Source organism: Pusillimonas caeni, from assembly GCF_003545815.1.
Lineage (GTDB): Bacteria > Pseudomonadota > Gammaproteobacteria > Burkholderiales > Burkholderiaceae_B > Pusillimonas > Pusillimonas caeni.
Genome location: NZ_PDUW01000003.1, coordinates 227,984 through 242,239, shown reverse-complemented (window position 1 = coordinate 242,239; position 14,256 = coordinate 227,984). Strand labels below are relative to the sequence as shown.

Genomic DNA, 14,256 nt, shown 5'->3' with positions numbered 1-14,256 from the left:
ACCAAAAGACCAACATGAATCCATCCACCCAAGACATGCCTCCCAGCCTCGCAGACCAGCAGGACAGGGACGAAATGGATCTGCTTGGCCTGCTCGACGTCGTCATCGAAGCGCGCTGGCTGATCGCCGCCATTACCGCCGCCGTGCTGTTCTTCGGCATCCTGTACGCCCTTCTGAGCCAGCCGGTCTACCAGGCGGACAGCCTGATACAGGTGGAGCAGAACGACCCCACCACGGCCAACGCCCTGAGCGAAATGGCGGCTTTGTTCAACGTGCAGTCGCCCGCCTCGGCCGAGATCGAAATACTCCGGTCTCGGCTGGTGGTCGGCCAGGCGGTCGACAACCTCAGGCTTCATTTGAACGCCCGCCCGGACTATCTGCCGCTCATCGGCAGATGGCTGGCATCGCGCTCGGGCTCGTTGTCCAACCCCGGCTTCCCGGGCCTGAAGGGCTATGTATGGGGCGCGGAATCCATCCAGCTCGATCGCTTGGACATGCCCGACGAACTCGAAGGCACCAGCCTCTACGTCATCGCCACCGCGGACGGATACAGTCTGCAGGGACCCGACGAGAAAGTCTTGGCCGAAGGCAAGGTAGGCGAACTCCTGCCGTTCGAACTCCAGGGCGAGCCCGCGCGCATCCGCATCGCCGAACTGCGGGCCAAGCCGGGCGCGCGATTCATCGTCAGCCGCCAATCGCGCATCTCCATGATCAAAAACCTGCAGGGCTCGCTGGAGATTTCCGAAAAGGGCAAGCAGTCGGGCGTGCTCTCCGCCGTGCTGGCAGGCACGGACCCGAAGCGCATCACCCGCATCCTGAATGCGATCGGCCAGGCCTACGTCGAGCAGAACATACAACGCAAGGCCGCCGAGGCCGAAAAGTCGCTGGACTTTCTGGACGACTTCCTGCCCGAGCTCAAGGCGAAGATGGACGAGGCCGCCGACCGCTACACCGCCTTCCGCGACGAACACGGCACCTTCGATCTGGGTACCGAGGGCTCGCTGTCCCTGAATACGTCGGTGGAGCTGCAGTCTCAGCTCTTCGCCCTGGAACAGAAGCGGCGCGAACTGGCGTCGCTGTACACGGCCGAACATCCCACGCTTCAGGTGGTGGACAGGCAGATTGCCGCGGTCAAGAAGGAAATCGAAGAGCTCTCGCGCAAGATCAGCGCCCTGCCCGACCTGGAGCAGCGCCTGCTGACCCTCATGCAGGACGTGAAGGTCAACGGCGAGCTCTACGTCAATCTGCTGAACAGCGCGCAGCAGTTGCGCCTGGTCAAGGAAGGCAAGATCGGCAATGTACGGGTGGTGGACCAGGCCGTCGAACCGAGCCGGCCCATCAAGCCCAACAAGCCCCTGGTGCTGTCCGTGGCCCTGCTGCTGGGCCTGATCCTGGGCGTGGGCGCCGCCTTCCTGCGCAACATGATGCGCCCCGGCATCAAGGATCCGGCCGACATCGAGTCCACCCTGGGCCTGAACGTCTTCGCCACCGTGCCGCACACCACCCGCCAGACCGATCTGCATCGTCTGATCACAGGACGCCAGGCGGGCAATCACGTCCTGGCCAGCACTTCTCCGGGGGATCCGGCGGTCGAGAGCCTGCGCAGCCTGCGCACCGCCCTGCAGTTCGCCATGCTGGACGCTCCCAACAACATCGTGCTGTTCAGCGGCCCCACGCCCGGCATAGGCAAGTCGTTCACGAGCGTGAACTTCGCCGCCGTCCTGGGCGCGGCCGGCAAGCGGGTGCTGCTGGTGGACGCCGACCTGCGCAAAGGCTATGTGCATCAGTATTTCGGCCAGGAGCGCGCCCGCGGACTGAGCGAACTCATCAGCGGAGCGATAAGCGCCGAGCAAGCCATACGGCGCGAAGTCCTGCCCAATGTGGACTTGATCGCCACGGGCGTGCTGCCTCCGAATCCCGCCGAACTGCTGCTTTCGCCCGCCGCGCCCAAGGCGCTCGAGGCGTTGGCGGGCCGCTACGACATCGTGCTGCTGGACACGACCCCGATACTGGCCGTCTCCGACGCCATGGCCCTGGCCTCGCATGCGGGCGCGGTGTTCCTGCTGGCGCGGGCCGAAGTCACCACTCTGGGCGAACTGGAAGAGTCCGCCAAGCGGCTGCGCCAGTCGGGCGCGCGGATCAATGGCGTGATCTTCAACGACCTGTCCGCCACCAGCCGCCGCTACGGAAGCAAGTACGGCAGCTATCGGTATACGCAATATGAGTACGGCTCCAAGGACGGCTAAGTGAGCACGCTGGGCAGTCGAGTCGGCCACGGCATCGCATGGAACCTGGCCAATATGGTGGTGAGCCGGGGCGCCTCGGTGGTGTTCACCCTTTTCCTGGCGCGCTTCCTGCCGCCCGATGCCTTCGGGCTGATGGCCATGATCGCCATCTGCTACGCCCTGGCGGACGTATTGATGACCTCGGGCTTCGGCCAGGCCATCATCCGGCAGAAGGAGCTCGAGGACATCGACCTGTCCACCGCCTTCGTGACCAACCTGGCCTTCAGCCTGGCGATCTACCTGGCGCTCTTTGCCTGCGCGCCCTGGGTCGCCGGCTTCTACGAGCAGCCCGAACTGGTCCCGCTCATCCGCGTCATGGGGCTGGTGCTGTTCATCAATGCGTTCAAGGTCGTGCAGCTTGCGCTGCTCAACCGGGCCATGGATTTCAAAGCCCTGATGCGCATCAACTCCACCGCCACCCTGGTCGCGGGAACCCTGGCCGTGCTGATGGCCTACGCCGGCCTGGGCGTGTGGAGCCTGGTGGCCCAATTCATGATCTCGGCCGCCGTGTCCACGGCGCTGCTTTGGCTGGCCGGAAGCTGGCGGGCCAATCTGCGCTTCAGCATGCCGTCGTTCCGGCGCATGTTCGGGTTCGGCTCCAAATTGACGCTGGAAAGCACCTTGAACGTGCTGTACGAGAACTCCTACGTGCTGGTGATCGGCCGCCTCTTCAGCGCCGAGGCCACGGGCCTGTACTACTTCGCCAAGCGCATACGCGATCTCATCGTCGACCAGCTCAACAGCGCCGTGCAGCAGGCCACCTATCCGGCCATGGCCCAGCTGCAGGACGAACTGGACGGGCTGCGCCGCATGTACCGCCTCATTCTGCAACTGCTGTTCTACATTACGGCGCCCGCCCTGCTGCTGATCACCGTGCTGGCCGACCCGCTGTTCACGATCGCCTTCGATGCGCGCTGGGCGCCGTCCGTCCCCTATCTGCAGCTGCTTTGTCTGGCCGGCGTGCTGCTGCCCATCCACACGGTCAACTTCAACATGCTGAAGGTGCGGGGCAGGACGGACCTGGCGCTTTATACCGGCATGACGAAGAAGGCCATCCACCTGGCGCTGCTGGCGGTGTCGATTCCGTTCGGCCTGATCGGCATCGTGGCGGGCCAGATCGTGGCGGCGGCGCTGTCCAGCGTCTATTACATGCATTGCAGCGCGAAGTTGATCGGCTATACCTGGCGCGCCCAGCTGCGCGACATCCTGGAGCCCGTGGCCGCCGCAGCACTGGCCGCGGCCGGGACGGCATGGCTGATGGAGGCGGCCTCGCTGCCCCCCGCCTGGCATGCATTGGCCGGCGCCGCCTGCTTTGCCCTGCTGTATCTGCTCTTGAGCCATCTGGGCCAGGTAGCCGGCTACCTGTTCCTGCGGGAGAAGCTGCGCGCCTGGCGTCGCGGCTCCGCAAGGAAGATGGCGGAGACCCGGACATGAACCGCTTTCCCTATTCCAGCCCGAACGAGGCGACTCAATGAAACAGACCCTGTTCATCGGCGAATACTCATCGCGCAACGTGGGCGACGGCATCATCAGGATGGCGATCGAGAAGCTGTGTTTTGAGCACGGTCTTCCCGCCGCGTTCCGCGACTTCTACGGCGGCACCCCCGGCGCCGGGCCGGCGGCGGCCGGCACAGCCGACGCCCGAAGCGCAGGCACCGCCGCCCGGCCGCCCTCCTTCCTGCAGAAGGCGCGGGCAGCGCTGCTGCGGGTCGAACTCGTCAACTATGCCATCGCGCTGCTGTTCTATTTCACGCGCTACCGCTCCATCGCCGCGGGCTATGACGTCCAGCGCTACCAGCAAGTGGTGATAGGCGGGGGCAATCTGCTGATGGACAACTTCCTGAACTTTCCGCTGCTCATCCTGCGCATCGTGCAGCAGTGCGAACGGCATCGCGTGCCGGTCAAGCTGTTCTCGGTGGGCGCCGGCAAGCGCTACAGCTGGCTGGGACGGCAGATCATGGCGCGCATCATCCAGTCGGACGCCGTCGAATGCGTCGTCTGCCGGGACGGCAACACCTACTCGCTCATCAAGGAGATCGGCGAAGAGGAGTCCGGCCACAAGATCATCTGCAGCTTCGACAGCGGCCTGTACCTGGAACGCGGCGATGCGCCGACCGGCCGGACCGAAACCGTGGGCCTGGGCGTCATCGCTCCCTCGGTCCTGAAGATGGTCACTCCCGAACACCCCATGGCCGATCCGTCCTATGCCATGCGGTGGTGGGATGCCCTGGTCGGCGAACTGGCGGCGAAGATCGGCGCCGACCACATCGAGATTTTTTCCAACGGCTCCGAGGTCGACAATGATTTTGCGCGCGACCTGTGGCAGGCCTTGTCTCCGAAGTATCCCGGCTTGTCGGTATGCACCTCCATCCGCTCGCCGGCCGATCTGATCCTGCGAGTCGGCGGCTACAAGGCGCTGGCCGCCTACCGCATGCATGCCGCCGTCACCGCCATGGCGCTGGACGTGCCGGTGGTGGGCTTCGAATGGGACCCCAAGGTCCTGCAGATGTTCACCTACTGCGGCAAGCGCAAGGCCTGCGTTGCGCTGGAAGAATTTCCGAAGCGCCCCGCGCGCGAACTCATCGCTTCGATGCTGGACGAGACCCCGGCGCGGCTGGAGCCGATACGCCGGGTCCTGGACCGGGATTTCCGCCATGCCACCAATGCCTGATTCCGCCGCCATGACTCTGCCCATGGAGAAGGCGGCGGTCGCATCGCCCGCCGGCCGGATCACGCTCTTCATTCCCTCGCTGCATGGCGGCGGCGCGGAACGCGTGATGGTGTCGCTGGCCAACGGCCTCGCCGCCAGGGGCCTGGACGTCGACCTGGTGCTGGCGCGCGAGGCGGGGGTATACCTGGCCGACGTTTCGCGGCAGGTGCGCATCGTGGGACTGGGCGGAGGCCGCTCGCTCGAGGCGCTGTGGCCTCTTGCGCGCTATCTGCGCAACGAACGTCCCGCCACCCTGGTGTCGGCCATGAACTACGTCAATGTGATCGCCTATTGGGCGCGGCGCCTGTCCGGCGCGCCGACCCGCCTGGTGTTCACGGAGCATGCCAACCTGAGCCAGTTGCTGGCCGCCTCGAAGCCCGTCTTGGCGCGCGGCCTGCCCTGGCTCATGCGCCCGGCCTATGCCAAGGCCGACGCCATCGTCGCCGTGTCGGACGGCGTCGCGCAGGACCTGGCGCGCACGCTGCGCATCGATCCCGCTCTGGTCCATACGCGCCACAACCCCATCGAAACCGAGGCCCTGGCGGCCAAGGCCCGCGAGCCGCTCGATCATCCCTGGTTCGCGCCCGGCGAACCGCCCGTGGTGATCGCAGCCGGCCGCCTGAGCCCGGAGAAGGACTTCTCCACCCTCATCCACGCTTTTTCGCTCTTGCGCCAAAGACGCCCCGCGCGGCTGATCATTCTTGGAGAAGGTGCGCAGCGGGCCGAACTGCAAACGCAGATCGACGGCCTGCCGCATCGCGCCGACGCGCTGCTGGCCGGCTTCCAGGCCAATCCCTACGCCTGGATGAGCCGCGCCGCCGTGTTCGTGCTGAGCTCGCGCTGGGAAGGCTTCGGCAACGTGCTGGTCGAGGCCATGGCTTGCGGCACGCCCGTGGTCAGCACAGCCTGCCCCAGCGGCCCCGAAGAGATTCTGGCGGACGGGCGCTGGGGCAGGCTGGTATCCGTCGGCGACGCGGAGGGCCTGGCCGAGGCCGTGGACCGGACCTTGCAGGACGAGCATCGGCCGGACGTGCGCCGCCGCGCCCAGGACTTCAGCGTCGACCGCGTGATCGACGCCTACCTGCCCCTTCTGCTTCCATGCGCCACGGCGCCCCGTTGAAACGTATCCAAGGAACACCATGTGCGGCCTGACCGGCTTCCACTCTCTTGCAAGCAATGACTCACCGAGCGGCATCGCCACCCGTATGGCGGATGCCTTGACGCACAGGGGTCCCGACGACGCCGGCGTCTGGATCGATGAGCGCTGCGGCCTGGCCCTGGCCCATCGACGGCTTTCCGTGCTGGAACTGTCGCGGGCGGGACACCAGCCGATGCTGTCGCAGGATCAGCGCTACGTCATTGCCTTCAATGGTGAAATCTACAACCACCTCGAACTGCGCGAGCGCCTGCGCGAAGAAGGCCGCGCCCCCGACTGGCGCGGCCACTCCGACACCGAGACCCTGCTGGCCTGCGCCGGCGCCTGGGGCGTGGAGGCCATGCTGAAGGCGGCAACCGGCATGTTCGCCCTGGCCCTGTGGGACCGCCGGGACCGGCAACTGATCCTGGCGCGCGACCGCCTGGGCGAAAAGCCCTTGTACTGGACATGGCAGGACGGCACGCTGATCTTCGGCTCCGAGCTCAAGGCCCTGCGTCGGCACCCGGCTTTCAGGGCGGACGTGGACCGGGCCGCGCTGGCCTCCTTCATGCGGCACGGCTACATCGCATCGCCGCACAGCATTTATCAAGGCGTCTGCAAGCTGCCGCCCGGGCACTGGCTGACCCTTCCCCTGGATCGGCCCGAGAAGGCGCGCACGGCTCGCCCCACTCCCTTCTGGACGATAGCCGGCGCCGTATCGGCCGGGCTGGACAATCCCCTGGAAGGCTCCCCGGAAGAAGCGGTCGACGCCCTGGAACGGCAGCTTTCACAAAGCGTGCAGCGCCAGATGCTGTCCGACGTCCCGCTGGGCGCCTTTCTGAGCGGAGGCATAGACAGCAGCGTCGTGGTGGCCCTGATGCAGGCGCGCAGCGCGCGCCCGGTGCGCACCTTCACCATAGGGTTCGACGACCAGCGCTATGACGAGGCGCCGCACGCGGCGGCCATCGCCAGGCACCTGGGCACCGAGCACACCGAGCTCTACGTGCGCCCCGAAGACGCGCTGGCCGTGATTCCGACGCTGGCCGGCGTTTATGACGAACCCTTTGCGGACAGCTCGCAGATTCCCACCCTGCTGGTCAGCAAGCTGACCCGCGAGCACGTCACCGTGGCGCTCAGCGGAGACGGCGGCGATGAACTTTTCGGGGGCTACAACACCTTTCGTTTCGCGCCGGGACTATGGCGCCGCATCCAGCGCATTCCGGCGCCGCTGCGGGGCATCACCACCTCGGTCCTGACCCGCGTGGCGCCCTCCGGCTGGGATGCCGTGCTGGGCCGGCTGCGCAGCTCGGGGCTCAGCGGGCCGGGGCGCCGCCTGGACGGCGACAAGCTGCACAAGCTCTCGACCCTGCTTTCCTCGCCGGACCAGCGCGAGTTCTATCGCCGGCTCAGCAGCCATTGGGTCCGGCCCGAACAGCTCGTGCGCGGTTCCAGCGAAGCGCCCACGCTGCTGTCGGACCCCGCCCCCCTGTCCGGAACGGACTGCTTCGAGCACTACATGATGGCGGCCAGCGCCGGCATGTACATGCCGGACGACATTCTGGTCAAGGTCGACCGCGCCGCCATGGCGCACAGCCTGGAGGTGCGGGTGCCCATGCTCGACCATCGCGTGGTGGAGCTGGCCTGGCGCATGCCTTTGGGCTGGAAGATCCGCCACGGCGAGGGCAAGTGGCCCCTGCGCCAGCTGCTCTATCGGCACGTGCCCAGAGCGCTCATGGAGCGGCCCAAGAAGGGCTTTTCCATACCGCTGGCCGATTGGCTGCGCGGACCCTTGCGGGACTGGGCCGAAGCCCTCATCGAGCCGGGACGCATCGCCCGCGAAGGCTATCTGGAGGCGGCTCCGATACGGCGCGCCTGGCAACAGCACCAGGAAGGCGACCAGGACCATTCCTCGCGCCTGTGGTGCGTGCTGGCCTTTCAATCATGGCTGCAGGAGCAGCAGGCATGACGACGGCTCCCATACACATCACCCACGTGATCGTCGGCCTGGACGTGGGCGGAGCCGAGCGCTTTCTGCACCGCCTGATCGAAGCCCACCGGGGCAGCCCGGTCTTCCGGCACCGCGTCATCTCGCTGACGAGCAAGGGCGTGCTGGGCCCCCGCCTGGAGGCCAGCGGCATCGCCGTGACCGCCCTGGGCATGCGCTCGCTGCGCGATGCGCCGCGCACCTACGTTCGTCTCGAACGGCAGCTGCGGGCGCAGCGGCCCGACGTGCTGCAGTGCTGGATGTACTACGCCGACCTGCTTGGCGGCCTGGCGGGACGACGGCTGGGCATCCGGCACATTCTCTGGGGCATCCGGAACTCGCACTTCGAGGCCGGCGGCACCCGGTTGAAACGGGCCGTGCGGCGCACTTGCGCCATCGCGTCGCGCCACCTGCCCTGGCGCATCGTGTGCGTAGCGGACTCGGCGCTCGAAGTCCACGCCGGCGCGGGCTACGATCGATCGCGCATGGAGGTCATCCACAACGGCTACGACCCCGAAGCCTTCACGTATTCCAAGCCGGCGCGCAATGCACTGCGCGCCGAACTGGGCATCGCTCCGGAAGAGGTGGTGGTGGGCTCGCTGGGCCGCTACAGCGCGGCCAAGGACCAGCACGGCTTCGTGCGCGCGGCCCAGGCTGCGCTGCAACGGCGCCCCGAACTGCGCTTCCTCATGGTGGGGCGCGAGCTGTCCCACGAGAACCAGGCCCTTTCCCGGCAGATCGCCGCCACGGGACACCCCGAGCGCTTCTTCCTGCTGGGCGAGCGCAGCGACGTCGCCGGCTGCCTCAGCGCCATGGACGTGTTCTGCCTGCATTCGCGTACCGAGGGCTTTCCGAACGTGCTGGGCGAGGCCATGTGCGTGGGGCTGCCCTGCATCGCCACCGACGTGGGCGATGCGGCGCGCCTGCTGGGCGGCACGGGCCGGGTGGTACCCGCGGACGACACGGCGGCCCTGGCCCAAAGCATGGCCGGCATGGCGGAACTCGACGAGTCCGAACGGAGGGCCATGGGCCGGGAAGCCAGGCGACGCATCGCCGAGCACTTCACGCTCGCACATTCGGTCGGGCGATTCGAATCACTTTACCGGACCGCCATGTCCCGGCCCTCCTGATCAAAAGGTGAACGATGGCATTGAAAGAACTGATCATGAAGTACGCGCCGGTCGCCGTGCAGGACGCCGGCATCAGCCTTTACAACACCCACCTCTACCGGCAAAGGCACCGAGGCCGATACAAGGCGTGGCAGCGCTATTACAGCGACTTCGAACGGGCGGGCCCCGAGGAAGTGGCGCGGGAAGCCGCGCGGCGGCAGGCGCTGTTCCTGCAATGGGCGACCGAGAAATCCCCCTGGTATGCCCGGCACCGCGGCAAGGCCCTGCATGAGTTTCCGGTCCTCGAGAAAGAGGAACTCCTGGCCAATATGGACCGCATACGCACGCTGGATGAAAGCCAGGGCATCGTCAGCCTGACCGGAGGCACCACCGGCGCCTCCATGAAGGTCATCTACCACCCCGAAGACATGCAGGAGCGCTTCGCCCTCAAGGACCACTTCCGGGCGCGCTATGGATACCAGTTGGGCCGCAAGGTAGCCTGGTTCAGCGGCAAGAGTCTGGTGCGCCCGTCCGACCTGGAATCGGGCCGCGTCTGGCGCGACGACCACATCAACAAGATCCGCTTCTTCTCCACCTTCCACATCGGCGCCCAGCATTTCGACGCCTATTGGCGGGCTCTGCAGGCTTTCCAGCCGGACTACATCGTGGGCTTTCCGTCCAGCGTGCTGGACCTGTGCGCGCTGGCGCAGGAGCGCGGGCTGCGCTACCAGGGCAAGGTCGATACGTTTTTCCCCACCGCCGAGACGGTGCTGCCCATGCACAGGGAATTGATCCCCCAGATGCTGGGCTGCCGCGTGGTGGACCAGTATGCGGCCTCGGAAGGCGCCCCTTTCATCCTGCAATGCCCCGAGGGCTCCCTGCACATCCATCCGCTGACGGGCGTCTTCGAAGTGGTCGACGAGAACATGCGGCCCGCCCGCGAGGGCGAGATTCTCGTCACCCCCTTCACCACGCGCGGCACGCCGCTGATCCGCTACCGCATAGGCGACCGCATCAGCCTGGCGCCGGACGACTACCGCTGCCCCTGCGGCTCGTGCTTTCCGGTGGTCCGGCACATAGACGGGCGCAGCGCCGACTTCGTCTGGTCGCCCGAGAACGGCAAGGTCAACCTGGGCAACATCAGCAACTGCACCAAGGACGCCGAAGGGATCATCTGCTTCCAGATCGTGCAGGACGAACCCGACGCGGTGGACGTCACCGTGGTCGCCAACGAGCGCTTCACGCCCGAACAGCGCAACCGCTTCCTGCACGCCATGGCGCTGCGGCTGGGCCAGGGCATGCGCATCAAGCTGGAGCAGGCCGACTCGATTCCGCGCGAAGCCAGCGGCAAATTCCGCATCGTCAAGAACCGGCTCTCTCCGGACGCGATGCGTCCGCTTTCACAGGAAGGCTGAAGGCATGGAACTGATCGGCTCCCCCCTGCAGCTGGCCAGCGCCGTTCTGGTCAACCTGATCGGCCTGCTGCTGGCCCTGAAAGCGGGCCGGATGCTGGGCGTACGACGCAGCCGCGCCATGATGCTCTACGCCTGGCATTCCCTGTTCTGCCTGGCCTATTCGCTTTATGCGGTGGAAAACGGCGCGGACGCCCTGGTCTACTACATGAAGGCCCAGCAGGGCGAATTCATGGCGCCCTTCGGCACGGGCGCCGTGGTCAACATCGCCACCGTCTTCGTCACCGGCCTCGACCTGTCTTTCCTGGGCGCCTGCCTGCTGTTCAATATATTCGGCGGCATCGGCCTGATCGCTTTCGACGCCAGCCTGCAGGCGGCCACGGCGGACAAGTCCCGCTTGCTGCGCAGGTTCGCCACCCTCATCGTGCTGCTGCCTTCCATCAGCTTCTGGTCCTCGGCCCTGGGCAAGGATGCGCTGGCCTTCCTGGCCGCCGCGCTGGCGCTGTTCGCGACCCTGAACATGGGCCGGCGCTTCGTGCTGCTGGCGTCGGCCATCTTCATCATGGCGCTCGTCAGGCCGCACATCGCGGGCATCATGGTGATCGCCCTCGCGGGCTCTCTGGTCCTGCAGCGCCGCCTGCCGCTGGGGCAGCGGCTGTTTCTCGGCACGGCGGCCCTGGCGGCCACCGCCGCCATGGTGCCCTTCGCCCTGACCTACGCCGGCCTGGGCGACGCCAGCGGAGCCGACGACATCATGAACTACGTCGAGCAGCGGCAGTCCCTCAACACAGAAGGCGGCAGCAGCGTCGACATCGCCTCGATGAGCCTGCCCCTGCAGCTGTTCAGCTACCTGTTCCGGCCGCTGCCCTTCGAAGCGGGCAGCATCTTCGCCCTGGCGGCGTCCATGGACAACGTAGTGCTGATCTTCCTGGCCATCGCCGCCTCCGGCCAGATGTTCAGGCGGCGGCACAAGCTGGCCGGCAACCGGGCCTTCATGTGGTTCTACTGCCTTCTGACCTGGCTGATCCTGGCCATCACCACGGCCAACCTGGGCATTGCCGTGCGGCAGAAATGGATGTTCACACCGATACTGATCTACCTGTTCATCTCGCTGCTGGGCCGGTCGCGCCAGTCGTCGGTCCGCATCCGGATGAAGTCCCGCAGCACGCTGGCGCCCGCGGCGCCCCATCCGGGGATGATCAAGCCATGAAGTTTCTGCTGATCGCCGGCTTTGCGGACTCCATTCTTCAGTTCAGGGGCGCTCTGCTGGACGCCCTGCGGGAAAGCGGGCTGGACGTGCACGTAGCCGCCCCGGGCCTGACGCCGGGCTCGCCCATGCGGGACGCCCTGGAGGCGCGCGGCATGAGCGCGCATCCGATTCCCCTGCGGCGCACCGGCATGAACCCCCTGGCCGACCTGCGCAGCATGGCCGGCCTCTGGCGCCTGATGCGCCGAGTACGCCCCGACTACACGCTGGCCTATACGATCAAGCCGGTCATCTATGGCACCTTGGCCGCCTGGCTGGCCGGCGTGCCGCGCCGCTATGCGCTCATCACCGGCTTGGGCTACGCCTTCCAGGGCCACCAGGATTCCGGTCGCAACACACTGCGGTCGATCGCACAGGGCCTGTACCGGGCCGGCCTGGGCAAGGCGCATCTCACTTTCTTCCAGAATCCGGACGACGAAGCCCTGTTCCGGTCCCTGAACATTCTTTCCACCAGCCAGGTCAGTCGAGTGGTGAATGGATCGGGCGTGGACCTGAACAGATACCAAGTGGCGCCCTTGCCGAAAACGGCGCATTTCCTGCTGATCGCCCGGCTATTGGGCGACAAGGGCGTACGCGAATATGCGGCCGCGGCTGCGCGCCTGCGCGCCGCCCACCCCGGCTGCACCTTCAGCCTGGCCGGCTGGATAGACGACAGCCCCGACGCCATCGCCAAGGCCGAGCTCGAGAAGTGGTCGGCTGGGGGCGACATACGCTTTCTCGGCCGGCTGCAGGACGTGCGCCCCGCCATCGCCGACTGCAGCGTCTACGTGCTGCCCTCTTACCGGGAAGGCACGCCCCGCACGGTGCTGGAGGCCATGGCCATGGGCCGCGCCATCATCACCACCGATGCGCCCGGCTGCCGGCAAACCGTCGAGGAAGGCGGCAACGGCGTCCTGGTCCCGCCCCGCTCGGTGGACGCGCTGGCGGAGGCGATGGAGAGCCTGCTCAACGCGCCGGAACGAGTGGCCGCCATGGGCGCTCGCTCGCGCGCCATCGCCCAGGAGAAGTACGACGTGCACAAGGTCAACCAAGCCATGCTGAAAGAAATGGGTATCGTCCCGGAGACGGCATGACAAAGAGAGTGTTCGACATCATCGCCTCCGCCCTGGCCCTGCTGCTGCTGGCGCCGGTGCTCGCGGGCGCGGCGCTGCTGGTCGCCTTGAAAATGGGACGGCCGGTGTTCTTTCGCCAGCAGCGTCCCGGCCTGGATGGCAAGCCCTTCACCATGCTGAAGTTCCGCACCATGCGGGACGCGCGCGATGCACAGGGGCGGCCGCTGTCAGACGCCGAACGCCTGACACCCTTCGGCCGATGGCTGCGCGCCACCAGCCTGGACGAACTGCCCGAACTGTGGAATGTGCTCAAGGGCGACCTGAGCCTGGTCGGCCCCCGGCCGTTGCTGATGGAATACCTGCCCCGCTACAGCGAGACCCAGCGGCGGCGCCACGAAGTGCGGCCCGGCCTCACCGGCTGGGCCCAGGTCCATGGCCGCAACGCCGTGGACTGGAACGAGCGATTCGAACTGGACGTGTGGTACGTGGACCACCGCAGCTTCTGGCTCGACATGAAGATACTGGCGATGACCGTGCGCCTGGTCCTGAGCCGGCGCGGCGTCAGCGCCCAGGGCGAAGCGACGATGCGCGAGTTCATGGGAGACGAACGATGAAGAACCTGGCCATCGTGGGCGCCGGCGGCCATGGCCGCGTCATTGCGGATGCCGCGCAAACCGGCGGCTGGTCGAACGTCGAATTCTACGACGACGCCTGGCCCCGCCTGGGCGCCCGGAACGGGCCCTGGGCGCTGCGCGGCGACATGGCGCTGCTGCTGGAGCGCCTGGACGAATACGACGGCGTCATCGTCGGCATCGGAGACAACCGGCTCCGCGCCATGCTGCAGCAGCGCCTGCGCGAGGCGGGCGCGCCCTTGGCCTGCGTCATCCATCCCACCGCCATCGTCAGCCGCTACGCCAGCCTGGGCGCCGGATGCGCCGTATTCGCCCGGGCCATCGTCAATGCGGGCGCGCAGATAGGCGCCGGCGTCATCCTGAACTCCGGCTGCACGGTCGAACACGACTGCGTGCTGGAAGACTACGTGCACATCGGCCCGAACGCCGGCCTGGGCGGCGGCGTGCACATCGGCCAGCGAAGCTGGGTCGGCATAGGCGCCAATATCAATCACCTGATCCATATAGGCAGCGACAGCACCATAGGCAGCGGGGCCACGGTGATCCGCAACGTGGCGGACGCCATGGTCGCCGTCGGCACGCCTGCGCGTTCCCGGCCCCTGCGACATCCCGCAGCGCCCGACAGCCTTGGCGCCGCGCCCGGACACCCCTCCCGACACTCTTGAACATC

11 protein-coding genes are annotated in these 14,256 nt (G+C 67.0%); all 11 read left to right on the top strand.

Annotation, left to right across the window (positions count from 1 at the left end):
* Window positions 1-14: 14 nt before the first annotated feature.
* Genes CSC67_RS08295 through CSC67_RS08245 form a run of 11 tightly spaced genes read left to right on the top strand, consistent with a single transcriptional unit; the run spans window position 15 to window position 14,251 of the window.
* The gene (locus CSC67_RS08295; RefSeq protein ID WP_118994046.1) at window positions 15-2,246 is read left to right on the top strand and encodes a polysaccharide biosynthesis tyrosine autokinase; all 2,232 of its coding nucleotides are present in this window, start codon (window positions 15-17) and stop codon (window positions 2,244-2,246) included.
* Complete coding sequence (locus tag CSC67_RS08290; RefSeq protein WP_118994045.1) at window positions 2,247-3,719, top strand: lipopolysaccharide biosynthesis protein; 1,473 nt, start codon at window positions 2,247-2,249, stop codon at window positions 3,717-3,719.
* A gap of 37 nt (window positions 3,720-3,756) precedes the next feature.
* On the top strand, window positions 3,757-4,956 hold the full coding sequence (locus tag CSC67_RS08285; protein ID WP_118994044.1) for a polysaccharide pyruvyl transferase family protein: 1,200 nt from the start codon (window positions 3,757-3,759) through the stop codon (window positions 4,954-4,956).
* Window positions 4,940-6,115 carry a glycosyltransferase gene (locus tag CSC67_RS08280; RefSeq protein ID WP_118994043.1) on the top strand — a complete coding sequence of 392 codons (1,176 nt, stop codon included), beginning with the start codon at window positions 4,940-4,942 and terminating at the stop codon, window positions 6,113-6,115. Before CSC67_RS08285 ends, CSC67_RS08280 begins: the two co-directional genes overlap by 17 nt.
* 19 nt (window positions 6,116-6,134) lie before the next feature.
* Window positions 6,135-8,096 carry an asparagine synthase (glutamine-hydrolyzing) gene (gene asnB, locus CSC67_RS08275; RefSeq protein WP_118994042.1) on the top strand — a complete coding sequence of 654 codons (1,962 nt, stop codon included), beginning with the start codon at window positions 6,135-6,137 and terminating at the stop codon, window positions 8,094-8,096.
* On the top strand, window positions 8,093-9,244 hold the full coding sequence (locus tag CSC67_RS08270) for a glycosyltransferase family 4 protein (RefSeq protein WP_118994041.1): 1,152 nt from the start codon (window positions 8,093-8,095) through the stop codon (window positions 9,242-9,244). The genes asnB and CSC67_RS08270 overlap by 4 nt, the downstream gene beginning before the upstream one ends.
* Before the next feature lie 14 nt (window positions 9,245-9,258).
* A complete protein-coding gene (locus CSC67_RS08265) occupies window positions 9,259-10,638 on the top strand; it encodes a phenylacetate--CoA ligase family protein (RefSeq protein ID WP_118994040.1) in 1,380 nt (459 codons plus the stop codon).
* A gap of 4 nt (window positions 10,639-10,642) precedes the next feature.
* Entirely contained in the window at window positions 10,643-11,845 is a 1,203-nt protein-coding gene (locus tag CSC67_RS08260) for a hypothetical protein (RefSeq protein WP_118994039.1), read from the top strand.
* Window positions 11,842-12,975, top strand: a complete 1,134-nt coding sequence (locus CSC67_RS08255; RefSeq protein ID WP_209304298.1) for a glycosyltransferase family 4 protein — start codon at window positions 11,842-11,844, stop codon at window positions 12,973-12,975. Before CSC67_RS08260 ends, CSC67_RS08255 begins: the two co-directional genes overlap by 4 nt.
* A complete protein-coding gene (locus tag CSC67_RS08250; RefSeq protein ID WP_118994038.1) occupies window positions 12,972-13,568 on the top strand; it encodes a sugar transferase in 597 nt (198 codons plus the stop codon). The genes CSC67_RS08255 and CSC67_RS08250 overlap by 4 nt, the downstream gene beginning before the upstream one ends.
* Window positions 13,565-14,251, top strand: coding sequence for an acetyltransferase (locus tag CSC67_RS08245; protein ID WP_118994037.1), 687 nt, complete (start codon window positions 13,565-13,567; stop codon window positions 14,249-14,251). The genes CSC67_RS08250 and CSC67_RS08245 overlap by 4 nt, the downstream gene beginning before the upstream one ends.
* Window positions 14,252-14,256: the final 5 nt, after the last annotated feature.

Excerpts from the sequence above, each read along its gene's own strand:
- CSC67_RS08295 (WP_118994046.1), top strand. The coding sequence starts at position 15 with ATGAATCCATCCACCCAAGACATGCCTCCCAGCCTCGCAGACCAGCAG.
- CSC67_RS08285 (WP_118994044.1), top strand. The coding sequence starts at position 3,757 with ATGAAACAGACCCTGTTCATCGGCGAATACTCATCGCGCAACGTGGGC.
- CSC67_RS08280 (WP_118994043.1), top strand. The coding sequence starts at position 4,940 with ATGCCACCAATGCCTGATTCCGCCGCCATGACTCTGCCCATGGAGAAG.
- asnB (WP_118994042.1), top strand. The coding sequence starts at position 6,135 with ATGTGCGGCCTGACCGGCTTCCACTCTCTTGCAAGCAATGACTCACCG.
- CSC67_RS08270 (WP_118994041.1), top strand. The coding sequence starts at position 8,093 with ATGACGACGGCTCCCATACACATCACCCACGTGATCGTCGGCCTGGAC.
- CSC67_RS08265 (WP_118994040.1), top strand. The coding sequence starts at position 9,259 with ATGGCATTGAAAGAACTGATCATGAAGTACGCGCCGGTCGCCGTGCAG.
- CSC67_RS08260 (WP_118994039.1), top strand. The coding sequence starts at position 10,643 with ATGGAACTGATCGGCTCCCCCCTGCAGCTGGCCAGCGCCGTTCTGGTC.
- CSC67_RS08255 (WP_209304298.1), top strand. The coding sequence starts at position 11,842 with ATGAAGTTTCTGCTGATCGCCGGCTTTGCGGACTCCATTCTTCAGTTC.
- CSC67_RS08250 (WP_118994038.1), top strand. The coding sequence starts at position 12,972 with ATGACAAAGAGAGTGTTCGACATCATCGCCTCCGCCCTGGCCCTGCTG.
- CSC67_RS08245 (WP_118994037.1), top strand. The coding sequence starts at position 13,565 with ATGAAGAACCTGGCCATCGTGGGCGCCGGCGGCCATGGCCGCGTCATT.